Source organism: Streptomyces sp. NPDC101151, assembly GCF_044768335.1.
In the GTDB taxonomy this organism is placed as follows: Bacteria; Actinomycetota; Actinomycetes; order Streptomycetales; family Streptomycetaceae; genus Streptomyces.
In genome coordinates, this window is the sequence record NZ_JBIWPP010000021.1 from 58494 (window position 1) to 82405 (window position 23912).

Consider the following 23912-nt stretch of genomic DNA (forward strand, 5'->3'; position numbering starts at 1 on the left):
GCCGGCGCGCCGACAACGGAACATCTGAACTGGCTTGCCCTGTAGGGCGGGTGGAAAGGGTCCACCCGATGACGTTGTGGAAATGGATGCGCCGGGCGGATGTCGACAACGGGGCCAAGCCCGGGGTGACCAGCCAGGAGAGCGCGGAACTGCGGGAAGCACGTCGGCGGATCAAGCTGCTGGAACAGGAGGACGAAGTCCTGCGCCGGGCCGCGGCCTATCTGTCGCAGGCGCATCTGCCGGGAAAAGGATCTACCCGCTCGTGAAAGAGCCGGCCGTGGACGGGGTGCCGGTCACGGTGACGTGTCGGGTGCTCAAGCTCGCCAGACAGCCCTACTACCGCTGGCTGGGCAAGCCGGTTGCCGACGCCGTGCTGGAGGAGGCATATCGCGCGAACGCGCTGTTCGACGCCCACCGCGACGACCCGGAGTTCGGCTACCGGTTCCTGGCCGATGAAGCGCGTGGTGCCGGGGCCGGCATGGCCGAGCGCACCGCGTGGCGGATCTGCCGGGACAATCGCTGGTGGAGTGTCTTCGGGAAGAGGCGTGGCCGGGGCAAGAAGGCCGGCCCGCCGGGCCACGACGATCTCGTGAGCCGCAACTTCACCGCGACCGGCCCGAACCGGCTGTGGCCCGCCGACATCACCGAACACGCCACCGGCCAGGGCAAGCTGTACCTCTGCGCGATCAAGGATGTCTTCAGCAACAGGATCGTGGGCTACTAAGAACTGCGGATCGCGATCGTGTTCTGGATCGAGAGGACCTACCACCGGCGCCGCAGACAAGCCGCACCCGGTCGGCTCACACCCGTCGAATTCGAGACCGTCATGACCACACCGGACCTCCAGGCCGCGTGACCGAACCTGTCACCCGAACCTGCATCAGACCCGCCTCCATGGTGTGAGCGCGCACTCCGGCACCCAGAACTATGGTGTCCCAACACATACGCCTCTGACCTGCACGTTCCTACGGTGCGGCGACACGCAAACGTCCCCGTCGAACGCCAGGAAGTGGTGCCGATGTCCTCCCCAGCGACCGCTCCACCAGCCCCGTCCAGCCTCCCCCGCATCGTCGCCGCCAGCCTCATCGGCACCACCATCGAGTGGTACGACTTCTTTCTGTACGGCTCCGCTGCCGCGCTGGTGTTCAACAAGTTGTTCTTTCCGGACTCCGATCCGCTCGTCGGGACGCTGCTGTCGTTTCTGACGTACGCCGTCGGGTTCGCCGCGCGTCCGCTGGGGGCGCTCGTGTTCGGGCACTACGGTGACCGGCTTGGGCGCAAGAAGCTGCTGGTGCTGAGCCTGTTGCTGATGGGCGGAGCGACCTTCGCCATCGGGCTGCTGCCGACGCACGCGACTGTCGGCGCCGCCGCGCCCATGCTGCTGACCATGCTGCGGCTGGTGCAGGGGTTCGCGCTGGGTGGCGAGTGGGGCGGCGCCGTGCTGCTGGTGTCCGAGCACGGGGACGCCCGGCGGCGTGGTTTCTGGGCCGCGTGGCCGCAGACGGGGGCGCCGGCGGGGCAGTTGCTGGCCACCGGTGTGCTGTCGCTGCTCACCGCCGTGCTCTCGGACGACGCCTTCGGCACCTGGGGGTGGCGGATTCCGTTCCTGCTCTCCGGTGTGCTGGTGATGGTCGGTCTGTGGATTCGTCTCTCTGTCGATGAATCGCCCGTATTCAAGGAGGCGTTGGAGCGGGCCGAGTCCAAGTCCCGGCGGGCCGACGAGGCGGAGAAGCTGCCGCTCGTCTCCGTGCTGCGGCATCACTGGCGGGACGTGCTCGTCGCCATGGGTGCCCGTATGGCGGAGAACGTCAGCTACTACGTCATCACCGCGTTCATCCTCGTCTACGCCACCACGTCCGCCGGTGTCTCGAAGCAGACCGCGCTCAACGCGGTCCTCATCGGCTCCGCAGTGCACTTCGCCGTGATCCCGGCTTGGGGCGCGCTCTCCGACCGGGTCGGACGTCGGCCCGTGTACCTGTTCGGCGCGGCCGGCATCGGTCTGTGGATGTTCCCGTTCTTCTCCCTCGTCGACACCGGTTCGTTCGGGTACCTGGTTCTCGCCGTGACCGTCGGGCTGGTGCTGCACGGTGCCATGTACGCGCCCCAGGCAGCCTTCTTCGCCGAGATGTTCGCGACCCGGATGCGCTACTCCGGCGCCTCCATCGGTGCCCAGTTCGCCTCGGTGGCGGCCGGTGCGCCCGCCCCGCTCATCGCCACCGCGCTGCTCGCGGACTACGACAGTTCCACGCCGATCGCCCTGTACGTGATCGCGGCGGCCGTGCTGACACTGATCGCCGTGGGCGTGGCCCGGGAGACACGGCACCGGGATCTGGCCGACGTGGAGGCCGGGGACGACGAGCGCACCGCCGCCGGCCGGGCGGCCGAGGCGCGCACCGTCTGAACGGCGCGACGTCGTCCCGTCCAGGACCGGCCCTCGCACGGGGCCGGTCAGTGCCGTCCGGGTGCCGCCAACCGGTGCAGGCGCAGGGCGAGTTGGATCTCCAGGGTGCGGGCCGGGGTCTGCCAGTCATCGCCCAGGAGGCGGCCCACGCGCTCCAGCCGTTGGGCGACCGTGTTCACGTGCACATGGAGTTCTTCCCGGGTACGGGCCGGGCTCATCCCACAGGCGAAGTACGCGTCCAGGGTGCGCAGCAGTTCGGTGCCGCGGCGCTCGTCGTAGGCCACGACCGGGCCGATGGTGCGGTCGACGAAGGCGCCGATGTCCCGTTCGCCCGCGAGGAGCAGGCCGAGGAAGCCGAAGTCCTCGGCCGCCGCGCCGTCTCCGTCTCGGCCCAGCAGACGCAGCGCGTCCAGGCAGCGCCGGCCCTCGGTGTAGGCGGCGGCCACGCTGTCGGGGTGGGCGGCGAGGTCGGTGACGGGGGCGGAGGCGCCCACGGTGACGGGCTGGTGGACGGCGGTGCCGAGATCGCGGGCGGTGCGGCGGGCCAGGTCCGTGGTGGTGTCGCCGGTGGCGAGCGGGAGCAGCAGGACCGTGCCGCCGTCGCGGGCGGCGGCCAGGCCCTGCCGGGTGGCGGCGAGGTGGGAGGCGGCGGACCACAGGCGGCGTCGGGCGGCGGCTTCCTCGTCGGCGTCGGCCGCCGGGCCGTCCAGCCGGGCCGCGAGGACGACGTGGGTGGCGTCCAGGTCGGCACGCAGGCGGGCGGCGCGCTCGCGCAGCAGGCGCGGGTCCCGGTCGCGGGCGTCCAGGAGGTCGTCAAGCAGCTCGCCCCGTACGCGCTGTTCGGCCTCGGCGGCGGAGCGGCGGGCCAGCAGAAGGAGCGAGGTGACCATGGCCGCGCGTTCCAGGGTGCGCTGGTCGACCGGGTCCAGGTCGGGGTGGCCGCGCAGTACCAGCGCGCCGAGGAGTTCGCCGCCGGCGGCCACCGCGGCGATCCAGTGGCTTCCGTGCCGTACCGCGTGTCCCTCGGCGCGGGACGCCTCCAGCGCCCCGGCCGGCGCCGTACGGGCTTCGGTGAACTCGACGGTTCCGGCGAGGACTTGGGAGACGGCCGCGGCCACGTCGTGGACTCCGCCGCCGCGCAGGACGAGTTCGGCGAGCCGGTCGTGCACGTCGGAGGCGCGCTCGATGACGCCGCTGCGGTCCCGGATGATCTCGTTGGCCCGCTCCAGTCCAGCCAGGGCCGAGCGTGTCTCGGTGAGCATGTTGGCGGTGTCGATGGCGGCCGCGGCGAGCGCGGCGAAGGAGCCGAGCAGGGCGATCTGCTCGCGTTCGAAGACACGGGCCCGCCGGTCGGCGGCGAAGAGGACGCCGATGACGTGCGGGCCGAGCATCAGCGGGACGCCGAGGATGGCGACCAGGCCCTCGTCGCGGACACCGGCGTCGATGGTGAGGGTGTGCTGGAAGCGGCCGTCCTTGAAGTAGTCGTCGGTGACGTACGGCCGTGCGGTCTGGGCGACCAGTCCGCCGAGCCCCTCGCCCATCCCGAGGCGCAGCTGCTGGAAACGGGCGGAGACCGAGCCCTCCGTCACGCGCATGTAGGTGTCGCCGCGCGCCGGGTCGTTCAGGCTGAGGTAGGCGATGTCCGTGCCGAGCAGGGAGCGGGCGCGCTGCACGATGGCCTGGAGGACGGCGTCGACATCCCTGAGGCCGGCCAGGTCGTGGGCGGTCTCGAAGAGCGCCGACAGTTCCGCCTCGCGCCGTCGGCGCCCTTCCAGCTCCGAGCGCACCCGCAGGGCGAGGAGCTTGGCGCGCTCCAGCGCGGCGATCCGGTCGGCCGGCGCTCCCTGGGCGCGGGCGAGCAGCACTGGCTCCTCGTACGCCTCCACGGAGGCACCACGGGCCAGCAGGTCGAGGTACGCCGCCTCCGCGCTGCCGGAGGGCGTGCCGGCGGAATGCCCGATGACGGGGCGCCCGGCTTGGACGGAATCGCGAGACATGGTCACCGGATTTCTCTGAGGAGTGCCCGGGCTTCGGCCCCGGGAGGAACAGGCCCCCAGGGCGGCCACCACGTAGCGGCGGAGTCCGCCGCGCATCTGCTGTGGCCCGTGCTTCCTCCGTTGTCAGTGCGGGTTGTCAGTTTGCTGACCATGACGGCATCTGCGATAGCCACTGACGTGGCCGGGCTCGCCCGGCAGACGTATCGGCCGGATACCGCAAGGCCCGCAAGGCGGCGAAGGGATCGATGAAGATCGCCCGGCAGCGTCAGGACACCGGCCGCACGTGGCCCAAGCGTGTGGTTCGGGACTTCGGCCGCATCGCGGTAGGGGACTTCCGGCCGAAGTTCCTCTCGAAGTCCGCCATGGCCCGTAAGGCCGCCGCTGCCGCGATCGGCATGACCAGGACGGCGCTGCTCGACATGGCCCGCAAGCATGGGCGCACCGTGCACCGTGTTCACCCCGCGCACACCGCGATGGACTGCGCGCACTGGGGAGCGAGAGCCAAGCACGCGCTCCCCCTCTCCGCGAGAACCTGTATGTGCACTGCTTGCGGAGCCGTCTCGCCACGAGACAAGAACTCCGCCCGCGTGATGCTCGTCCGGGCTGGTCTCGACCCGGCTGGTGCCGATCTTGTAAGCCTTTCCCCTGCTGGGGGTCAGGCTGAGTGAGCCAGGAATCCCTCTCGTTCCATTCACGAGGGGGAGGAGTCAAAGGATTCCGTATCGGCCGCCGCCGCCCGCCGCCCGGCCCGTCAGGCCTGGAAAACTCCGGGGCCCGACGCCGCCGGCCCGCTCAGTGGGCCGTCCATCCGCCGTCGAGCACCAGTGAGGTGCCGGTGACGAAGGATGCCTGCGGGCTGCACAGGTAGGCCACGGCCTCGGCGACCTCCTCGGGTTCGATGAGCCGGCGTACGGCGCTGTCCTTCAGCAGCACCTCGGACAGCACGCGCTCCTCGGGGATGCCGTGCGCCTGAGCCTGATCGGCGATCTGCTGCTCGACCAGTGGGGTGCGCACATAGGCAGGGTTCACACAGTTCGAGGTGACGCCATGGGGTGCGCCCTCCAGGGCGGCGGTCTTGGACAGGCCTTCGAGACCGTGTTTGGCGGCCACATAGGCGGACTTGTAGGCCGAGGCGCGCAGTCCATGGACGGAGGACACATTGACGATCCGGCCCCAGCCCTGCGCGTACATATGGGGGAGGGCGCCTCTGATGAGCCGGAACGGCGCCTCCAGCATCACGGTCAGTACCGTGTGGAAGACGTCGGGCGGAAACTCCTCGATCGGGCGCACCAGCTGCAGCCCGGCATTGTTGACCAGGACGTCGGTGCCGGCCGCGGTGTGTTCGGCGGCGTCCAGGTCGGTGAGGTCCAGGACCTGCGGTTCGACCGTGCCCGCCAGGTCCCGGGCCCGCTCGGCCAGCGCGTCCAGGCCCGCAGCGTCCCGGTCGACGGCTCTCACCTTGGCTCCAGCGGCCGCCAGCCGCAGCGCACAGGCGCCGCCGATGCCGCCGGCGGCGCCGGTGACGAGGGCGGTACGGCCGCCGAGGTCGAGCGAGGGGGCATGGGGGCCGGGCAGGCCGCTGGACTGGGTCATGCATCGACCCTAAGCAGCGCCTCCTCCCAGCCACATGTGGTCACGCCCCATACTTCATTCAAGACTCGTGGGCTGGAACCATGTGGGTTCATCGGACAGGGCCTGCTTGATCCGGAACACCTGGCGTTCGTCCATCGTCGGCAGTCCGTCCACGTCGAACCAGCCGACGTCCAGCGACTCGTCGTCGTTGACGCGCGCCTCGCCGCCGATGGCCCGGCAGCGGAAGGTGATGTCCATGAACTGGCAGATGTCGCCGTTGTCGAACGTCACCCGGTCCCCGGCCTTCACCATGACGACCCGCTCGGCCACGCACCGTACGGCGGTCTCTTCCTGGACCTCACGCACGGCGGCGTCGGCCGGCTGCTCACCGGGATCCGGGATACCGGAGACCACCGTCCACTTGTGGTTGTCCGCGCGCTGCCCCAGCAGGACTCTGCCGTGGTCGTCGAAGACAACGGCACTGACCCCGGGGAGCCACAGCAGTTGATGGCCCGCGGAGGCCCTGATGGTGCGGATGAAGTCAGGAGTAGCCATGGAACCGACCCTAACGGGCCGGTTCCATCAGTCCTGCGGATTGCTCGGGCGTCGCCGGGCGTGCGGCTGGGCGTCGCCCGTGCGCCGCGCCCGTACCCCGGAACCGATCGCCCAGCCGAGCCCGCCCGCGGCGACCAGCAGCAAGGCCATCTCCGGCAGGATGCCGAGCCGGGTCGCGGGCGTCTCGGATGTGCGCAGCGGGACCTTCTGGACGAGGTAGGCGGGCACGAACATGCCGGTCTTCTTGGTGATCTTCCCGTCGGGCATGATGATCGCGCTGACGCCGCTGGTCACCGGGACGGTCACGGTCCGGCTGTGCTCGACGGCCCGGATGCGGGACATGGCGAGCTGCTGGTAGGTCATCTCGCTGCGGTCGAAGGTGGCGTTGTTGCTCGGCACGGAGATCATCTCCGCGCCGTGTGTGACGGTGTCCCGCACGGCCCAGTCGAAGGCGGCCTCGTAGCAGGTGGCGAGGCCGACCTTGGCGCCGTCGAAGTCGAACACGCCCGGCTTGCTGCCCCTGCTGAAGTCCTGGCGGACCATGCTGGTCCAGTCCTTGTTGATGGCACCGACGAGCCCGCGCAGCGGGAGGTACTCGCCGAACGGCTGGACCTGCCGCTTGTCGTAGATCTGGGTCGGTCCCTTGACCGGGTCCCACAGGATCTGCTCGTTGAGCAGCCGGCCGTCCTTCTCGACGACTCCGCCGACCGAGATGGGCACCCCGAGCGCCTTGGCGGCGCCGTTGATGACGGCGGCCGCGTCGGGGTTGGTGAAGGGGTCGATGTCGGAGGAGTTCTCCGGCCACAGCACGTAGTCGGGCTTGGCGGCCTTGCCCGCCTTGATGTCGGCGGCGAGCTTGAGGGTCTCCCGCGCGTGGTAGTCGAGGACGGCCCGCCGCTGGGCGCTGAACTCCAGCCCCGAACGGGGCACATTGCCCTGGATGACCGCGACGGTCGCGGTGCCGTCCTCCGCCTTGTCGCTGACGAGGGGCCTGGCGGCCACCGCTCCCGCCACCGGGACGGCCACGCTCAGCAACGCGGCGGCCGCGGCCCCGCGCCGGAGGGTCCGGGTGCGGCGCCCGTCGGCGATCAGGCGCCCCACCTCGTACAGGCCGAACCCGCACAGGACGACCGCGAAGCCGAGCACCGGAGTGCCCCCCACGGCGGCGAGCGGCAGGAAGACGCCGTCCGCCTGTCCGAACGCGATCTTGCCCCAGGGGAAGCCGCGGAACGGCATACGCGCGCGTGCCGCTTCTCCGGCGATCCAGACGGCGGCCGCCCACACCGGCCAGGCCGGCAGTTTGGCCACCGCGGCGACACCGACGCCGGCGAGGGCGACGAACACCGCCTCGATGGCGACGAGCGCGAGCCAGGGGCCGGGACCGACCTCCACGCCGGTCCACACCAGCAGCGGGAGCAGGAAACCGAGCCCGAAGAGGTAGCCGAGACCGAAGGCCGCCTTCCAGCTGCGGCCGCGCATCAGCCAGGCGAAGCCGGCGAAGGCGGGCAGGGCCAGCCACCACACGGTGCGCGGCGGGAAGCTGACGTAGAGCAGCACTCCACAGAGCGCGGAGGCGGCGGCCGGGACCAGACGCAGCAGCCGGCGGCGCGCGGTCGGCGCGGGGGACGGCTGGAGCTGGCCGGACTGGCCCACGGAAGTTGCGGTGACGGTCACCCGGGGAGTGTACGGCGGTTGACCTTGATGCCGACAGCACGGGCTGTCTGGGTGGTCGCCCCACCTGCGTGGCACCGGAATCACGGCGCTCCTGCGCAACTCGTCCCCAAATCGGCATTCACCCGTTACGGTGTGCCCAGCCTCAGCGGTGCGGCCGGACACCCCGGTGCGTGCGGCCGGGGCCTGCCACAGGTCGGGGGACCGGGGTACGAGGGGCGACGGGTGGGGTCGACGGGGACGAGGTCCGCGGCCGGTGCGGACTCTTACAGCACCAGACGAAACGTTTCTGACGGGGCGGGCATGGCCCTGCTCGGAGCATGCGCCGCATGGTCACTGATCACGGCGGCGGCCCATGACGGGCGGCCGGAGGGCGTGCTGCTCGCGGTGCTCGCCGTGGTCGCCGGCTATGCCGCGGGCCGGATCTCCGGGTCGCTGCTTCCGGTGGCCGCGCCCTGCGCCGGAGCGGCGACCGGGCTCGTACTGGCCGTGGTCATGCCCGATCTCTCGACCGGCCCGCGGTACACCGCTCCGCTCGGGCACGCCGGGGCCACCGCCGCCCTGCTGGCGCTGGCCACCGGCGCGGCGTGCTGCGCCGCCTGGGCCACGCGCTCGGTCGCGCTGCGCCTCGGGCTGCGGCTGCTGGCCGCCGGGATCGCGCTGACCGGGGCCGCCATGGGCTCGGCCACCGGCTGCGCGGCGAGCGCCGCCGTACTGCTGTGCTCGCTCGCCGCGGACTCGATGCCCCACCGGGGCACCGGCATCGTCGGCCTGGCCCTCGGGGCCGCCCTGGTGGCGGGCACGATCTGGGCGATTGCGGCGGGCGTGCTGCCCGGCGGTCCGGCCGAGGCGCTGGAGAGCCGGTTGACACCGCACCGGGTCCAGCTGTGGCAGGACGCGCTGCGGCTGGCCCGCCGGGAGGCGGGCGTCGGCGTCGGCCCCGGCCGCTTCGGCGAGCTGAGCGGCACCTCGTCCCCGGCCGTGCTGTCCGACGACAGACCGCACTCGGCCCCGCTCCAGCAGGCGGCCGAGCAGGGCCTGGTCGGCGTGCTCCTGTTGGCGGCCGCGTTCGGCTGGGCCCTGCACGCCCTGTGGCGCACGCCGCGCTCCACGCCGATCGCCCTCACGGCAGGCGCCGCCCTGACCGCACTTGCCACCATCGCCGCCGTCGGCAACGCGCTCAGCTTCACCACGGTGACAGCAGGGGCGGGACTCCTGGCGGGATGGGCGACGGCACGACCGTGGACCGGCGACAGCACCGAGCCGTAGGACATGGCGACGCGGGGTTCCGGCGCCGGCCGGGACCGGGGCGCGCGGCACAGCGCAAGAACAGCGGCCGACTTGGAACAGGCTGCCGTCCCGGAAGAATCTGCCGGTTCGCCCGTCTCAGAGCATGGTGCCCGGTGTGATCGTCCGCAGCCGTGCCCTGATGGCCTGCACCGCCGACTCCGCGTTGTCCACGGTGATCGTGAAGGTGTGGCCGTCCCAGAGGCGCAGCACGATGCCCTCGCCGCGGCGGACGACGACCGCGGTGCCTTTCTCGGGGCGCCAGCGGTAGCCCCAGCCGCCCCAGTGACGCGGGGTGACATGCGCGGTGAAGTCGGCGCCCGCGACCTCTGAGAGCGGGATGCGGCGGCGCGGCACGCCGATGTGACCGCAGCGCACCTCGACGCACTCCTTGTCGAGCTTGAGGTCGACATGCACGAAGGCGAGCGTGCCGAAGAGGACCAGCAGGCCGGCGGCGATGCAGCCCACGACGGACATCACCAGCGGGGCGACGCCGGAGGTCCAGGCCGAGTCCACGGCCAGCTCGATACCGAGCGCCATGCAGGCGGCGCCGACCAGCGCCAGCAGCCACTGCACCCGGTTGGTGGCACGCCCGGTCCAGACGTCGGGGTGCGAGGTGTCCTCGGCGTCGCGGTGCTCCCTCATGCCTATGAGATTACTCAGGTTTCGCTGCGCGGGTACCGGCTCGCGGAGCGTAACTGCTCCAGGTGGCACAGCGGAGGCGGCAGGCGCTCCGGGTCAGCGACTGTCGGCGAGCGGCTCGGTGGCCGGCAGCAGCCGTCCTTCGGCGTAGTGCAGCGCGGCGGGCGGCAGCGCACCTTCGCGTCCGCTCAGCAATACCGTCAGCGCGCCCTCGGCCGGGGCCTCGGTGGCGGGCTGCTCGCCGAGGCGGCGCAGAGCCTGGGCGGCCACGGCTCCGGCGGAGCCGTGCAGCACGAGCGGCGCTTCACCGGGCCGCTGGACGGCGGCGCGGATACGTTCCGCCACCAGCTCGTAATGGGTGCAGCCCAGGACGACGGTCGTTACGTCTTCCGGGGTCAGCGCGGCCGCGGCGGCGACCGCCGCGTCGATGGCCGCCTCGTCCGCGTGTTCCACGGCCTCGGCGAGTCCCCAGCAGGGCACCTCGGTGACCCGGACGCCGCCGGCGAAGTTGTCGATGAGACCGCGCTGGTAGGGGCTGCCGGTGGTGGCGGGCGTCGCCCAGATGGCGACGGGGCCGCCACCGGCGGCGGCCGGCTTGATCGCCGGGACCGTACCGATCACCGGGATGCCCGGTTCCAGGAGGGCGCGCAGGGCGGGCAGCGCGTGCACGGTGGCCGTGTTGCAGCCGACGATCAGCACGTCGGGCCGGCGGGCCGCGGCGGCCTCGGCGACGGCCAGGGCACGGCGGGTGAGGTCCTCGGTCGTGCGCGGCCCCCAGGGCATACCGTCGGGGTCCAGGGAAAGGACGAGATCCGCGTCGGGCCGCAGGTGCCGTACCGCGGCGGTGGCCGCCAGGAGGCCGATTCCGGAGTCCATGAGCGCGATCTTCACCCGGCCACGATAGACGATGCGACCTTGCGGGCCGGTCCGGTGGGGCAGACTGCGCCCGTGAGCGCGATCGTGTGGACCACCGTCGTATCCCTCGCCGCCTGGTGCTGGCTGCTGCTGTGCCAGGGCTTCTTCTGGCGCACGGACGTCCGGCTTCCCCCGCGCCGGGAACCTGCCGCGTGGCCGTCGGTCTGCGTGGTGGTCCCCGCTCGTGACGAGGCCGCGGTGCTGTCCGCGAGCCTGCCGCCGCTGCTCGCGCAGGACTATCCGGGGCGGGCGGAGATCTTCCTCGTGGACGACGGCAGCACGGACGGCACCGGAGAGCTGGCCCGCGAGCTGTCGCGGCGGCACGGCGGGCTGCCGCTCACGGTGGACTCCCCCGGCGAACCGCCCGCGGGCTGGACGGGCAAGCTGTGGGCGGTGCGGCACGGTATCGGTCTCGCCCGCGCGCGTGCCCCCGAATATCTGCTCCTGACGGACGCCGACATCGCACACGCGCCGGACAGCCTGCGTGAGCTGGTGGCGGCGGCCGGCAGCGGGGGCTTCGACGTGGTGTCGCAGATGGCGCGGCTGAGGGTGGAGAGCCTGTGGGAGCGGCTCGTGGTCCCGGCGTTCGTCTACTTCTTCGCGCAGCTGTATCCCTTCCGCCGGATCGGCCGGCAGGGGTCGCGGACCGCGGCAGCGGCGGGCGGCTGTGTCCTGCTGCGCGCGGACGCGGCCGAGCGGGCACGGATCCCGGACGGCATCCGGCACGCCGTCATCGACGACGTCGCCCTCGCGCGCGCGGTGAAGGGCACCGGCGGTCACATCTGGCTGGGGCTGGCCGACCGGGTGGACAGCGTGCGTCCCTATCCGCGGCTGCACGACCTGTGGCGGATGGTCTCGCGCAGCGCGTACGCCCAGCTGCGGCACAACCCGCTGCTGCTGACCGGCACCGTGGCCGGGCTCGCCCTGGTGTACCTGGTGCCGCCCGCGGCCGTGGTGGCGGGCGCGGTCACGGGCAGTACGGCGACGACCCTCGCCGGTGCGGCGGCGTGGGCGGTGATGACCGGGACGTACCTGCCGATGCTCCGTTACTACGGGCAGCCGCCGTGGCTCGCTCCGCTGCTGCCCTTCACCGCGTTCCTCTACCTCCTCATGACGGTGGACTCCGCCGTGCAGCACTACCGGGGGCGCGGGGCGGCCTGGAAAGGCCGCACGTACGCGCGTCCCGACGCCGTGCCCGACGAGGGCTGACCCGGCTACTTGCGTCCGGGCGTCCAGTTCATGCCCCACCCGTAGGCACGGTCTATGGTCCGCTGCGGGCTCACACCGCGCTCCGGGACCAGGTACCGCGCCTCGCGCTGGACGACGAGGTCACTGCCCGTGTTGGTGATCAGGGCGAGCGCGCACACCGTGGAGGGGATCGTGCACTCGTCCAGTGAGAAGTCGATCGGGGCGCCGTGCTGGGGCTGGAGGGTGACCGTGGCATGCAGGTCGGCGAAGGAGCCGGCGCCTTCGTAGATGGTGACGAAGACCAGGATGCGCCGGAAGTCCTGTTTGTGGTCGAGGTTGACGGTGAGGTTCTCACCGCTCGCCACGGCGCCCGTACGGTCGTCGCCGTCCAGATGGATGTACGGCGGTCGGTTCAGGGACCCGAAGGCGTTGCCGAGTGCCTGGACGACGCCCTTGCGGCCGTCGGCGAGTTCGTACAGGGCACACAGGTCGAGGTCGAGGTCGCCCTGGCCGGCGCCCCATCGGCCGCCCCAGCCGGGGAACTGCTTGCGCACCTGCCAGTTGAGGTTGACCCGCATGGCTCCGGAGGTTCCGCCCTGCTTGGCCAGGGAGACGGAGGGAGCCGCCTTGGTGAGGGTGACCTTGGAGAGGCGGACCGGTGCGGCCGCGGAGGCAGCCGGGGGCGGCGGCAGGGGAACGGGAGCGGTGGTCGGCGGCGGCATGGTCACCGGAGGCGGGACCGGCGGCGCGGCGGGCGTGGCAGCCGGTGCGGCGGGCGTGAGCGGCGGTGCGGCGTGCTGCGGTTCGTCGACGGTGATACCGAAGTCCGTCGCCAGACCTTCGAGTCCGCTGCTGTAGCCCTGGCCGACGGCGCGGAACTTCCAGCTGCCCTGGCGGCGGTAGAACTCACCGAGCACGAAGGCGGTTTCCACGGTCGCGCCGGGGCTGTCGAAGCGGGCTACCGGACCACCGCCGCCGGCGGTGTCGGTCACCTCGATGTAGAGGTCCGGGACCTGTCCGAACGACCCGCCGTCGGCGGAGGCCGCGAGGACGATCCGCTCGATCCCGCTCTCCACGCGCGCGAGGTCCACCAGGAGGGTGTCGGTGACCCGCTCACCGGCGGTCCGCTTGCCCTCGTGACGGACCGCGCCCGAGGGGTGCGCGGGCTGGTTGTAGAAGACGAAGTCCCCGTCCGAGCGGACCTTCCCGGCTGCGAGCAGCAGCGCCGAGGCGTCCGCGTCGGGCACGCCGGGTCCGGAACGCCAGCCCAATTCGACGCGCAGGGCCGTGGTCGGCACCGGCGCATTCGATCCTTTCGGCATTGTCATGTCCGCCCCCATCGTGTGTCGGCGTCCCGGACGTGCCCGGGCTCCGGGATCATCCCTACCCGCCCAACCTATTCCCGGGGGCAGCGAACTCCCACGAGCAGCACAGAAAGATCCCCGGTCAACCGCCGGTAACCTGCCAGGACCTTGCCCTTTACAGGATCCGAACGTTGAACCGCGTCCATTTTTGCCAAGTTCGCTCGGATTGGGGATCCCGAGTCACTGCCGGCACAGAAAACAACCCTCTTATCGGTCTCCCCAACCAGCACATCGTGGGCTTAACTTATGTGCCATGACCTCCCCCCGCTCCACCTATGGCGGCGGCTACTACTCCGCCTCCTTCCCGGACACCCCGATCTACGACTCGCTCGTGGCCGAGCGGGGCACCCCGCAGATCGCCCCGATCCGGGTCCCCGCCGCGTACGACATGGGCAGCAGCCTGCCCGCGCTGCCGTCGGCACTGCCCGCCCTCCCGGCGGGACCCTCCCCGCATGCCCCCGCCTACGGCTATCCGCATGCCCAGCAGCCCGCCCCACTGCAGCAGGCGCCCACGGCGTACATCCCGCAGCAGGCGAGCGCCCCGCGCGGCTATCCCGGCCAGCAGGCCCCGCAGCAGCGTCCGATGGGGGCCGGCACGGGGTACGAGGCCATGCGCCCCGCCGCGCCGCGTCCTGCGCCGGCTCCCTACCAGGACCCGTACAACAACCAGCAGTACCGCGGCTACTGACCGGCGCCCCCGGCTGTCGGTGCCACCTGGCACGATGGCGTCATGGGGAACGCGGAACTGCAGTCGATCCACATCCATCCGGTCAAGGCGTTCCGGGGTGTAGCGCCCCGGGAAGCCGGGGTGGAGCCCTGGGGCCTGGCCGGGGACCGACGCTGGGCACTGATCGACGACGGGGGAAAGGTCGTCACGCAGCGCGAGCAGCCGCGGCTCGCGCTGGCCGCCGCCGAGCCCATGGCCGGTGGCGGCATTCGGCTGTCCGCGCCCGGACTGGAGCCACTGACCGTCCCGGTCCCGGAGCCGGTGGCCACGGTCCCGGCACACGTCTTCGGGACGAAGGTGGAGGCAGTCGCGGCCTGCGACGCCGCTCATGACTGGTGCTCCACGTATCTGGGTGCCGAGACACGCCTGGTGCACATGGACGACCCGGCCACCCGCCGTCCCGTGGACCCCGATTACGCGCTGCCGGGCGAGACGGTGAGCTTCGCCGACGGCTACCCCCTGCTGGTCACCACCATCGCCTCGCTCGACGCCCTGAACTCCCTCATCGCCCAGGGCGATCGCGCCGCCGAGGGCCCACTGCCCATGAACCGTTTCCGGCCGAACGTGGTCGTCGCGGGCACCGAGGCCTGGGCCGAGGACACCTGGTCGCGGCTCTCCATCGGCGAGGTCGTCTTCCGGGTCGCCAGGGCCTGCGGACGCTGCGTGGTCACCACGACCGACCAGGGCACCGCCGTACGCGGCCGTGAACCCCTGCGTACCCTTGCGCGGCACCGCAGGGTCGGCGGGCAGCTGCTCTTCGGCCAGAACCTCGTGCCCCTCTCAGCCGGCACGATCCGGGTCGGGGACCCGGTGCGGTTGCTGGAGTGACCCGCCGACCGGCACGGTCCGCCGGCCGGTACGCCGTGCCGGGTTCAAGGCACGCGGGCGGCCCGGGAATCGGCCCGGCGGCCGGGGAACCCGGTGGCGGCGCCCGGTCGTTGGGACGTCGTGAGAAAAGTGTGAGGGGTCACGGCCAGGAGTGATGTCGCTCTCTCTTGGCCCTGTCCCGGGGTGAGCGACTCCGCCGGGGGCTATGACGGAGCGGAAGGGGGTGGGGGACGTGCGTGCAATCAGCGGTCTGTGGCGCTGGCGGCGCAATCCGCTGCGCCGTACGACCGATCTGGCCGAGGCTTGGGTGGCCCTCGTGACGGTGGTGCTGGTCACCGTGGCCGCGCCCGTGATCGGCTCCCTGGTCGGGGCGGCGGCCCAGGACTCCCTGCAGCGCTCCGTGCGGGAGCAGGCGCACAGCCGTCACCTCGTCACGGCCACCGTGGTCCGCGTGCTGGGCGGCGCCCCGCTGGAGACCGACCCCGACACCAGCGCCGCACACGACGCCCGCAGCCGCGTCCTCGCCGAGTGGACGGCCCCGGACGGCACCCGGCAGCACGGTCCGGCGCTGGCGAACCTCAAGTCGCCGCGCCACGGCGACCACTTCAGGCTCTGGACGGATCCGCACGGCCGAATATCGACCCGCCCGCTGGACTCCCCCACGGCGACGACGCACGCCGTGCTCGCCGGCTTCGGCGCGGCCCTGCTGACCGCGGGCCTGGGCGAGACGGGCAGGCGCCTGATCGTCTGGCGCATGGTCCGCCGCCGGTACACGCGTTGGGACCAGGCCTGGGACCGGGCGGGCCCGGACTGGGGCAAGGCAGGCACCGGCAGCTGACGGCCTTCCGGCTCTGGTCAACCCACCACCCGCGCGCACGCTACGGTGGAGCGGCCGACTCGCATTCGGCATCAACCCGCACGCGAGTGAACCGCAGGGGCGTGCCGGTCACGATCCCGCGACCGGCTGGAGCGCCCCGAAGGCGAACGAGCTATCAGTACGACGAGGTGGGGGCACAGCAGCGCCATGGCACAGGGCACGGTCCAGGTGACGCACACCGGTACATCGCGGTGGCGGCGCCGCACGGGTGAGTACGCTTCGCTCGCCGCCGCCCTGGAGGCCGCCGCCGACGGTGACGTCCTCACCATCGCCCCCGGCACCTACCGGGAGAACCTCGTCGTCCAGCGGGCGGTGACACTGCGCGGCCCGGAGGGCTCACCGGGCTCGGTGCGGATCGCGCCCGTGGACGGTGTGCCGCTGACCCTGCGGGCCTCCGCCGCGGTGCAGGACCTGCATGTGGAAGGTCAGGACGCGGCGGCGCCCGCCCTGTTGGTGGAGGAGGGCACGCCCGAGCTGACGGACGTGCGGATCGTCACGCGGTCCGCCGCGGGCATCGAGGTGCGGGGCGGGGCGCGCCCGACCGTACGGCGCTGCACCGTCGACAACCCGGCCGGCATCGGCATCGCCGTGCTCGACGGTGGCGGCGGGGTGTTCGAGGAGTGCGAGGTCATCGCGGCCGGGCAGGCGGGCGTGGCGGTCCGCGGTGGCGGCCACCCACGCCTGGAGCGGTGCCGGGTGCACCATGTCTCCGGCACCGGACTCACCGCGACCGGCGAGAACTCCGCGCTGGAGGCCGTCGGTTGCGAGGTGTACGAGGTCCGGGGCTCCGGGGTGCAGGTCACCCAGCGGGCCACGGCGCACCTGACCGACTGCGATGTGCACCGCACCACGGCCGACGGAGTCACGCTCGACACGGACGCGGTGCTCACGCTCGCCGACTGCCGGATCCACGACATCCCGGAGAACGCGGTCGACCTGCGCTCCCGCTCGGTGCTCACCCTGACCCGGACCACGGTCCGTCAGTTCGGCCGCAACGGCCTGTCGGTGTGGGACCCGGGCACCCGGGTGGACGCCAACCAGTGCGAGATCTTCGACAGCACGGGCGACTACCCGGCGGTGTGGGTGAGCGACGGCGCCACCGTGGTCCTCGACTCCTGCCGGGTGCACGACGTGCCCGACGCGCTGTTCGTACTGGACCGCGGCTCGCGCGCGGACGTCGTGGACAGCGACCTGACCCAGGTGCGCAACACGGCCGTCTCGGTGAGCGACGGCGCCACCGCACAGCTCGACGACTGCCGCATCCGGGAGGCGGCCACCGGCGCCTGGTTCCGCGACCACGGCAGCGGCGGGACGCTCAGCAACTGCACCGTGGACGGCACCCAGACCGGTGTGATCGTCACCAAGGGCGCCGACCCGACCATCGAGCGCTGCACGGTCGACTCTCCCGCCGAAGCCGGTTTCTACGTGTCCGCCGGCGGCCGGGGCACCTTCCTGAACTGCCGGGTCAGTGGCAGCGGCGGCTACGGCTTCCATGTCATCGACGGCTGCCGCACGACGCTGAGGAAGTGCCGTACGGAGCGGTGTGCGCGCGGCGGTTACGAGTTCGCCGATGCGAGCCCGGACGCGGGGGCCGGGACGGGCCCCGTCGTGGAGGACTGCACCAGCGACGAGAGCGGCAGCCTCCGGCCGCCGGCGGTCCGCGAGACGGTCGCACAGACCGGGTCCTCCTCCCCCGGGCTGCTCGGTGCGATTCCCGGACAGCGCACCACGGAACAGGAGCCGCTCATCACCGCGGCCGAGCCGGAGAAGCCGTCCCGGACGTCGAAGGCCGTGCTCGGTGAGCTGGACGCACTGGTGGGCCTGGAGAGCGTCAAGCGCGAGGTGCGGGCGCTGACCGACATGATCGAGGTGGGCCGGCGCCGCCAGCAGGCGGGCCTGAAGGCGGCCTCGGTCAAACGGCACCTGGTCTTCACCGGCTCCCCCGGCACCGGCAAGACGACGGTGGCCCGGCTGTACGGCGAGATCCTCGCCTCCCTCGGGGTGCTGGAGCAGGGCCACCTGGTCGAGGTGTCCAGGGTCGACCTGGTCGGCGAGCACATCGGTTCCACCGCGATCCGCACCCAGGAGGCGTTCGACCGGGCGCGCGGCGGTGTGCTGTTCATCGACGAGGCCTACGCCCTGTCCCCGGAGGACGCCGGACGGGACTTCGGCAAGGAGGCCATCGACACACTGGTGAAGCTGATGGAGGACCACCGTGACGCGGTGGTGGTGATCGTCGCCGGCTACACCGCGGAGATGGAGCGCTTCCTTTCCGTCAACCCCGGTGTGGCGTCCCGCTTCTCCCGGACCATCACCTTCAGCGACTACGGCCCCGAGGAGCTGCTCAGGATCGTGGAGCAGCAGGCCGACGAGCACGAGTACCGGCTGGCGGCGGGCGCCGCGGAGGCGCTGCTGAAGTACTTCACGGCGATCCCGAAGGGGCCCGCGTTCGGAAACGGCCGTACGGCGCGTCAGACCTTCGAGGCGATGGTGGAACGGCATGCGAGCCGCGTCGCCCAGCTGGAGGACCCGAGCACCGACGACCTGACCCTGCTGTACGCGGAGGACCTGCCGGAACTGACCTGAGGACCCGGCTCCCGGCGCGCGCGGGATCACGCCATCGGCGCCCCCGGTTCCGGGCGCTGCACCGGGAGGTCCGGGTGCAGCCGGGCCAGCAGACGGGCTCTCTCCTGTGCGAAGGCCGGGTCCGCCTGGTAGTCGGAGTGGCCGAGGATCGGGGCCGGCAGGGGGTGCTGGGGGGTGCGGCCGTAGGCGAGCGGGTCGCGAAGAGGCTCATGGTCGACTTCCGGGCCGCAGTCTCCGGGAAGGCGGACGGGGCCGCCGATGGGGTCGGTGCGGCGGTGCAGGTTGCGCCAGCAGGCGACGTCGCCGTGCAGGGCGGCCAGGGCCGGGGGGCCGAAGTGTGCCGGGAACCAGCGGCCGTACAGGCGTTCAAGCGGGGAGCCGTAGGTGAGCAGGGCGACCCGTTTGCGTACGGACGGGGTCAGCTGCCAGGCCGCGGCCGCGGCCAGGACGCTGCCCTGGGAGTGGCCGGAGAGGACCAGCCGGCCGCCGGTGCCGCGGGTCCAGGTCGCCATCCGCCAGGTCAGGTCCGGCACCGCGCGCTCGGCGTAGCAGGGCGGGGCGAAGGGGTGGGCGGCGCGCGGCCAGAAGGTGCCGACGTCCCACAGGATGCCGATGGTGCGCCGGGCGGAGGCGTCCTTGTAGGCGCGCCGGCCCCAGGTGACGAACAGCAGGAAGCCGACTCCGACCAGCCAGGAGCCGAGCGCCTGCGAGGTCTCGGCCACGGCCTGGACGAGGTCGTACGTCCGCCGGGCCGCTCCCTCGGGCGGCTGACCGGTGGCGAGGGCGCCGGCCAGCGCGGCGGAGCCCAGCAGCAGGGTGGTGGCGGAGAGCACGGCGACGACCAGAGGTGTTCGGTCGGTGAGGGTGGCCATGGCCCGCGCCTGGGCGATGCTGTGGGTACGGGAGGGGTCCTCGGGCTCGCCGGGGTGCTCGTGGCGTACGTGTGCGCGTTCGGTGCGGGTGAGGCGCGCGGTGCGCCGGGCCAGGTGGGCGGCTACGGCGAGCAGCACCGTGACGAGGGGCGGGATCGCGGAGGCCTGCCAGGTCAGCAGCACCGGCGGTCCGTCGAGCAGGGCCCGGGTGCCGTCCAGCCAGTCCGCGACACGTTGTGCGACCCCGCCGGACATCACACCGCCCAGCGCGCAGGCGAGCAGCGCGACCGCCGGACCGCCGAGCCCGCGCATGCCGGCGCGCGGGTCCGGGTGCCTGCGGTACAGGTCGTGGGCGACGACGGCGAGGACGACGACGAGCGCCCCCTGGGCCAGCATGAGGGCGCCGAAGGTCGCGTCCCCCGGCAGCCGCCCGGCGGAGCGCCAGCCGGGCCGGGACCAGCCGGCGTACAGCTGGGTGAGCAGCAGCAGGCCGAGGGCACCGAGCGGCAGGCGGTGTACGAGGTGGCGGTCGAGTTTCTGGTCGAGGCTGTTCTCGCTGCGGCCCCGGCGGCAGACCACGCCCACCACGGCGGCCGCGCATCCGAGCAGGGCCGCGGCCAGGAGCCAGCCGAGGGCGTCCAGGGCCGCGGGGCCGCCGGGGCGGCGGTCGTAGCGGGCCGCGGGGGTGACGACGGCCGCGGCGACGGTGAGCAGGCCCGCCGCGGTGTGGGCCGCGCGCAGCCGGGCGACCAGGCGCCGGCCGTACCAGAAGCCGGGCCGGGCCAGGGCACGGTCGTCGGTCTCCGGCTCGGGGTCCCGGGACATCGGCCGGTGGGACTCGTACGCGCTCCAGGTGCGGTGCGAGAGGTACCAGAGCAGGGCGGTGAGCGCGGTCGGGACCAGGGCGGCGAGGGCGAGCCGGCGTCCGGGCAGGCTCCACCAGGCGTCACCGGAGGCGGCGGGTGAGAGGAAGCCCAGCCAGGAGTGGCGGTCGGCGCAGGCGGCGACGCCCGCGCACTGCCAGGCCACCAGGTCGAGGGCGACCTCGCAGGCCGCGGACACCAGCAGCACCGTGAGGGTGAGGGCGGCCAGCCGCACGAGGAGGCCGTAGAGGCGGACGGTGCGGGTGCGGCCGCGGGCGGCGGGGCGCATCCAGTGGGCGAGGTTGACCACCATGAAGGGCAGCAGGAAGAGCCATAACGCGCGGCTGGCGTCGCCGGAGGTGAGGTTGCACCAGACGTACGCCTCCTGCACCGGCTCGTTCCCGGGCCCCTGCCCCGGTCCGGCCGCAGCGTCCTCGGCATGATCGGCCCGCCGGAAGACGGCGGCCGTGTCGTCGCCGGTGATCCGGACGGTTCGCGGGTCGCCGAGCATCTTCTCCGGGGTGGTGCCGCCGACACCGTGCACCAGGAGTTCCAGCTCGGGCTCCGCCCGTGTGACCTGCGCGGCGGGTTCGTCCGCCGCCCGCGCGGCGATGCGTTCGTGTGCACGTTCCACTGTTCTCGCACTTCCCCCGTGACGCGCCTCAAGGCCTGTGTCCGTGCGCGCAACAGGCTCTCCCTTTCCGGGGCGGCGTACACCTCTCGTCACGGAATCTCCCCGATCCGTGTGACGACGGGCGCGAGAGGTGATGCCGGATGTGCCCAAAATGGCATGCGCGCGTCGTGACAGGTGGTGGCGCAACCGGTGCCGTCCCGTGAAAAGATGGGACGGCCGCACACCGACCACGGGTGGAACGTCCAGGTCGGAGCGGGTGCGGCGGGCGTGTCGGACGGATTGCGGCGAAAGGACCGGAGCGTACGTGAGTGAGAATCAGAACCTCCTCGCGGAGCAGCGTCGCGCCCTGATCGTGGACGAGGTCCGGCGCCGGGGCGGTGTTCGCGTCAACGAACTGACCCGCAAGCTCGGGGTGTCCGACATGACCGTGCGCCGCGATCTCGACGCGCTGGCCCGCCAGGGCGTGCTGGAGAAGGTGCACGGCGGCGCGGTCCCGGTGGTCGAGGCGAGCACGCACGAGCCGGGCTTCGAGGCCAAGTCGGGTCTGGAGCTGACCGCCAAGGAGGACATCGCGCGTGCCGCCGCGCGGCTGGTCACTCCGGGTACGGCGATCGCCCTGTCCGGCGGTACGACGACCTACGCACTCGCGCAGCACCTGCTGGAGGTGTCCGACCTGACTGTGGTCACGAACTCGGTGCGGGTGGCCGATGTCTTCCACGCGGCGCAGCGCACCTCGGGGCAGCGGCCGGGCGCGGCCACGGTGGTGCTGACCGGCGGGGTGCGCACCCCGTCCGACTCGCTGGTGGGCCCGGTGGCCGATCAGGCCATCGCCGCCCTCCACTTCGACCTGCTCTTCCTCGGCGTGCACGGGATATCGGTCGAGGCGGGCCTGTCCACACCGAACCTCGCGGAGGCCGAGACCAACCGGCGCCTCGTGCAGTCGGCGCGCCGGGTCGTGGTGGTCGCCGACCACACCAAGTGGGGCACGGTGGGCCTCAGTTCGTTCGCCGCACTGGACCAGGTGGACACGCTGGTCACGGACGCGGGCCTGCCCACGGAGGCGCGGACGGAGATCTCGGAGCATCTGCGGCGGCTGGTGGTGGCGGGCGAACCGGAAGACCTGGAGGACGACGGGGACATCTGACGAAGCGTCAGCTAGTCTGCCGGTGCAGCGTCCTGCATTCCCAAGGGGCTTCATGAGGAGGTTCGTCGCCATGGCACACCGTCTGCGCCCGGTGGGGATCGACTTCGTCGAGACCGCCCCCGTACGGCTCGTCTTCACCCGGGACGTCTCGGCCGCTCCGGACGCGGTCTTCCGCGCGCTCGCGGACGACGTGTCCGGCTGGCCGGAGTGGTTCTCGGCGGTGTCGTCGGTCCGGCCGACCGAGGGCGGGCGCGAGGTACGGCTCCGGGGCGGCACCCGTTTCGAGGAGTCGGTTCTGGTGGCGAAGGCACCCGAGGTGTACGCCTACCGCGTCGACGTGACGAACGTTCCGGGGGCCCGCGCCTGGATCGAGGAGTGGCAGCTCACCCCGGCCGGCACCGGGACCCGGATCCGGATGATCTTCGCCCTCGACGGTACGGCCGCGTTCCGCCTGGTGTGCCGCCTCGCCCGCCCGGGGACGGGGCACGCCTTCCGGCAGGCGGTCGGCGCGCTGGACCGACGGCTGGGGCTCCTCCCGTGAACCGCCGGCCCATGTCACGCCTCAGTCCGGCCACACGCCCGTAGCCAGCAGGGAGTCGATCGCCGCCGCGTACGGGGCGATGTCCAGGCCCTGTTCCTCGAGCCAGGTGTCCGAGTAGTACTTGTCGAGGTAGCGGTCCCCGGGGTCGCACAGCAGGGTGACCACGCTGCCCGTGCGGCCCGCGGCCACCATCTCGGAGATGATCTTCAGGGCGCTCCACAGGCCGGTGCCCGTCGAGCCGCCCGCCTTGCGGCCGATGGCACGCTCCAGGGCGCGTACGGCGGCCACGCTCGCCGCGTCCGGGACCTTCATCATCCGGTCGACGGCGCCGGGCACGAAGCTCGGCTCCATGCGCGGCCGGCCGATGCCCTCGATGCGGGAGCCACAGTCACAGGTGACGTCCGGATCGCCGGTGGTCCAGCCCTCGAAGAAGCAGGAGTTGTCCGGGTCGGCGACGCAGATGCGGGTGTCGTACTGCATGTAGTGGACGTAACGCGCGAGGGTCGCCGAGGTGCCGCCGGTGCCGGCCGTGGCGACGATCCAGGCGGGCTCCGGGAACCGCTCCAACTCCAGCTGACGGAAGATGGATTCGGCGATGTTGTTGTTGCCCCGCCAGTCGGTGGCCCGCTCGGCGTAGGTGAACTGGTCCATGTAGTGGCCGCCGGTCTCCACCGCGAGGCGGGCGGACTCCTCGTACATCTTCCGGGAGTCGTCCACGAAGTGACACCGACCGCCGTGGAACTCGATCAGTCGGCACTTCTCGGCGCTGGTCGTGCGGGGCATCACCGCGATGAAGGGCACGCCGATCAGCTTGGCGAAGTAGGCCTCGGAGACGGCCGTCGAGCCGCTGGACGCCTCGATCACCGGGCGGCCCGGGCGGATCCAGCCATTGCACAGGCCGTAGAGGAACAGGGATCGGGCGAGCCGGTGCTTGAGGCTGCCGGTGGGGTGTGTCGACTCGTCCTTCAGGTACAGGTCGATGCCCCACTGCTCGGGCAGCGGGAAGCGCAGCAGGTGCGTGTCCGCGGAGCGGTTGGCGTCGGCCTGCACCTTGCGGACGGCGTCTTTCAGCCAGTCGCGGTAGGCGGAGTCGCTGCGGTCGACGTCGAGGGTGGTGCCGGTCCGGGTCTGTGGGGTGGTGCTCACGGCGGGGCTCCTTACGCTGGGCACCGACGGCGCCTCGCGCGGCCGGCACCTCGATCATAAGCACCTTCCGCACCGCTTCTCACCTGCATAAACGCATCTTTG

At 72.3% G+C, this 23912-nt stretch carries 20 protein-coding genes and 1 pseudogene; 12 read left to right on the top strand and 9 right to left on the bottom strand.

From position 1 onward, the window contains the following. Window positions 1–68 precede the first annotated feature (68 nt). From ACIRU3_RS30985 to ACIRU3_RS30995, 3 genes are all read left to right on the top strand, one after another. Window positions 69–266 (top strand): hypothetical protein, encoded by a 198-nt coding sequence (locus ACIRU3_RS30985; protein ID WP_404063103.1) that lies wholly within the window; start codon window positions 69–71, stop codon window positions 264–266. Further along, window positions 263–724: a hypothetical protein gene (locus tag ACIRU3_RS30990; protein ID WP_404063105.1), complete on the top strand. Its 462-nt coding sequence runs from the start codon at window positions 263–265 to the stop codon at window positions 722–724. The genes ACIRU3_RS30985 and ACIRU3_RS30990 overlap by 4 nt, the downstream gene beginning before the upstream one ends. Before the next feature lie 294 nt (window positions 725–1018). Beyond that, on the top strand, window positions 1019–2401 hold the full coding sequence (locus tag ACIRU3_RS30995; protein WP_404063107.1) for an MFS transporter: 1383 nt from the start codon (window positions 1019–1021) through the stop codon (window positions 2399–2401). A 47-nt stretch (window positions 2402–2448) separates the two neighbouring features. Here ACIRU3_RS30995 and ACIRU3_RS31000 read toward each other — a convergent pair whose 3' ends face one another. Beyond that, window positions 2449–4398, bottom strand: coding sequence for a helix-turn-helix domain-containing protein (locus ACIRU3_RS31000; RefSeq protein ID WP_404063109.1), 1950 nt, complete (start codon window positions 4396–4398; stop codon window positions 2449–2451). 203 nt (window positions 4399–4601) lie between these two features. Here ACIRU3_RS31000 and ACIRU3_RS31005 point away from each other — a divergent pair. After that, window positions 4602–5066: pseudogene (locus ACIRU3_RS31005) on the top strand (zinc ribbon domain-containing protein); the annotation flags it as partial. Between the two features lie 124 nt (window positions 5067–5190). Here ACIRU3_RS31005 and ACIRU3_RS31010 read toward each other — a convergent pair. The 3 genes from ACIRU3_RS31010 to lnt are packed head-to-tail and all read right to left on the bottom strand — an operon-like array spanning window position 5191 to window position 8199. After that, window positions 5191–5991: a 3-hydroxybutyrate dehydrogenase gene (locus ACIRU3_RS31010; protein ID WP_404063112.1), complete on the bottom strand. Its 801-nt coding sequence runs from the start codon at window positions 5989–5991 to the stop codon at window positions 5191–5193. 54 nt (window positions 5992–6045) lie between these two features. After that, entirely contained in the window at window positions 6046–6525 is a 480-nt protein-coding gene (locus ACIRU3_RS31015; protein WP_404063115.1) for an NUDIX hydrolase, read from the bottom strand. Between the two features lie 27 nt (window positions 6526–6552). Continuing rightward, window positions 6553–8199 carry an apolipoprotein N-acyltransferase gene (gene lnt / locus ACIRU3_RS31020; protein ID WP_404063117.1) on the bottom strand — a complete coding sequence of 549 codons (1647 nt, stop codon included), beginning with the start codon at window positions 8197–8199 and terminating at the stop codon, window positions 6553–6555. Window positions 8200–8499: 300 nt separating this feature from the next. Between lnt and ACIRU3_RS31025 the strand changes: the two genes are divergently transcribed. Next, a complete protein-coding gene (locus ACIRU3_RS31025) occupies window positions 8500–9465 on the top strand; it encodes an O-antigen ligase family protein (RefSeq protein ID WP_404063120.1) in 966 nt (321 codons plus the stop codon). 117 nt (window positions 9466–9582) lie between these two features. Here the strand turns inward: ACIRU3_RS31025 and ACIRU3_RS31030 are convergent, their stop codons facing one another. Both ACIRU3_RS31030 and ACIRU3_RS31035 read right to left on the bottom strand, forming a co-directional pair. Beyond that, on the bottom strand, window positions 9583–10128 hold the full coding sequence (locus tag ACIRU3_RS31030; protein WP_404063122.1) for a hypothetical protein: 546 nt from the start codon (window positions 10126–10128) through the stop codon (window positions 9583–9585). Between the two features lie 93 nt (window positions 10129–10221). Further along, window positions 10222–11016 (bottom strand): glutamate racemase, encoded by a 795-nt coding sequence (locus tag ACIRU3_RS31035; RefSeq protein WP_404063125.1) that lies wholly within the window; start codon window positions 11014–11016, stop codon window positions 10222–10224. Between the two features lie 57 nt (window positions 11017–11073). Here ACIRU3_RS31035 and ACIRU3_RS31040 point away from each other — a divergent pair, with 57 nt between their 5' ends. Further along, complete coding sequence (locus tag ACIRU3_RS31040) at window positions 11074–12249, top strand: glycosyltransferase (RefSeq protein WP_404063128.1); 1176 nt, start codon at window positions 11074–11076, stop codon at window positions 12247–12249. A 5-nt stretch (window positions 12250–12254) separates the two neighbouring features. Here ACIRU3_RS31040 and ACIRU3_RS31045 read toward each other — a convergent pair whose 3' ends face one another. Continuing rightward, complete coding sequence (locus ACIRU3_RS31045) at window positions 12255–13550, bottom strand: TerD family protein (protein WP_404063326.1); 1296 nt, start codon at window positions 13548–13550, stop codon at window positions 12255–12257. A gap of 295 nt (window positions 13551–13845) precedes the next feature. On the opposite strand from ACIRU3_RS31045, the gene ACIRU3_RS31050 reads away from it, so the two are divergent. The 4 genes from ACIRU3_RS31050 to ACIRU3_RS31065 all read left to right on the top strand — a co-directional run bounded on the left by ACIRU3_RS31050 (window position 13846) and on the right by ACIRU3_RS31065 (window position 18610). After that, window positions 13846–14280 (top strand): DUF6643 family protein, encoded by a 435-nt coding sequence (locus ACIRU3_RS31050; RefSeq protein ID WP_404063130.1) that lies wholly within the window; start codon window positions 13846–13848, stop codon window positions 14278–14280. A gap of 42 nt (window positions 14281–14322) precedes the next feature. Then, a complete protein-coding gene (locus ACIRU3_RS31055) occupies window positions 14323–15147 on the top strand; it encodes an MOSC domain-containing protein (RefSeq protein WP_404063133.1) in 825 nt (274 codons plus the stop codon). Window positions 15148–15379: 232 nt separating this feature from the next. After that, window positions 15380–15985: a hypothetical protein gene (locus ACIRU3_RS31060; RefSeq protein ID WP_404063136.1), complete on the top strand. Its 606-nt coding sequence runs from the start codon at window positions 15380–15382 to the stop codon at window positions 15983–15985. Between the two features lie 186 nt (window positions 15986–16171). After that, window positions 16172–18610, top strand: a complete 2439-nt coding sequence (locus ACIRU3_RS31065) for a right-handed parallel beta-helix repeat-containing protein (RefSeq protein ID WP_404063139.1) — start codon at window positions 16172–16174, stop codon at window positions 18608–18610. Window positions 18611–18636: 26 nt separating this feature from the next. Here ACIRU3_RS31065 and ACIRU3_RS31070 read toward each other — a convergent pair whose 3' ends face one another. Next, complete coding sequence (locus tag ACIRU3_RS31070; RefSeq protein ID WP_404063142.1) at window positions 18637–20979, bottom strand: hypothetical protein; 2343 nt, start codon at window positions 20977–20979, stop codon at window positions 18637–18639. Window positions 20980–21283: 304 nt separating this feature from the next. Here ACIRU3_RS31070 and ACIRU3_RS31075 point away from each other — a divergent pair, with 304 nt between their 5' ends. Together ACIRU3_RS31075 and ACIRU3_RS31080 are read left to right on the top strand one after the other, a co-directional pair. Further along, window positions 21284–22123 (top strand): DeoR/GlpR family DNA-binding transcription regulator, encoded by an 840-nt coding sequence (locus ACIRU3_RS31075; protein ID WP_404063145.1) that lies wholly within the window; start codon window positions 21284–21286, stop codon window positions 22121–22123. Between the two features lie 70 nt (window positions 22124–22193). Then, window positions 22194–22664, top strand: a complete 471-nt coding sequence (locus ACIRU3_RS31080; protein WP_404063148.1) for an SRPBCC family protein — start codon at window positions 22194–22196, stop codon at window positions 22662–22664. 21 nt (window positions 22665–22685) lie between these two features. Here the strand turns inward: ACIRU3_RS31080 and ACIRU3_RS31085 are convergent, their stop codons facing one another. Then, window positions 22686–23810 carry a PLP-dependent cysteine synthase family protein gene (locus tag ACIRU3_RS31085; RefSeq protein WP_404063151.1) on the bottom strand — a complete coding sequence of 375 codons (1125 nt, stop codon included), beginning with the start codon at window positions 23808–23810 and terminating at the stop codon, window positions 22686–22688. Window positions 23811–23912 lie beyond the last annotated feature (102 nt).

Coding starts and splice junctions, on each gene's coding strand:
- ACIRU3_RS31000 (WP_404063109.1), bottom strand. CDS start 4,398: ATGTCTCGCGATTCCGTCCAAGCCGGGCGCCCCGTCATCGGGCATTCC.
- ACIRU3_RS31010 (WP_404063112.1), bottom strand. CDS start 5,991: ATGACCCAGTCCAGCGGCCTGCCCGGCCCCCATGCCCCCTCGCTCGAC.
- ACIRU3_RS31065 (WP_404063139.1), top strand. CDS start 16,172: ATGGCACAGGGCACGGTCCAGGTGACGCACACCGGTACATCGCGGTGG.
- ACIRU3_RS30995 (WP_404063107.1), top strand. CDS start 1,019: ATGTCCTCCCCAGCGACCGCTCCACCAGCCCCGTCCAGCCTCCCCCGC.
- ACIRU3_RS31055 (WP_404063133.1), top strand. CDS start 14,323: ATGGGGAACGCGGAACTGCAGTCGATCCACATCCATCCGGTCAAGGCG.
- ACIRU3_RS31045 (WP_404063326.1), bottom strand. CDS start 13,550: ATGCCGAAAGGATCGAATGCGCCGGTGCCGACCACGGCCCTGCGCGTC.
- ACIRU3_RS31050 (WP_404063130.1), top strand. CDS start 13,846: ATGACCTCCCCCCGCTCCACCTATGGCGGCGGCTACTACTCCGCCTCC.
- ACIRU3_RS30985 (WP_404063103.1), top strand. CDS start 69: ATGACGTTGTGGAAATGGATGCGCCGGGCGGATGTCGACAACGGGGCC.
- ACIRU3_RS31030 (WP_404063122.1), bottom strand. CDS start 10,128: ATGAGGGAGCACCGCGACGCCGAGGACACCTCGCACCCCGACGTCTGG.
- ACIRU3_RS31080 (WP_404063148.1), top strand. CDS start 22,194: ATGGCACACCGTCTGCGCCCGGTGGGGATCGACTTCGTCGAGACCGCC.
- ACIRU3_RS31015 (WP_404063115.1), bottom strand. CDS start 6,525: ATGGCTACTCCTGACTTCATCCGCACCATCAGGGCCTCCGCGGGCCAT.
- ACIRU3_RS31025 (WP_404063120.1), top strand. CDS start 8,500: ATGGCCCTGCTCGGAGCATGCGCCGCATGGTCACTGATCACGGCGGCG.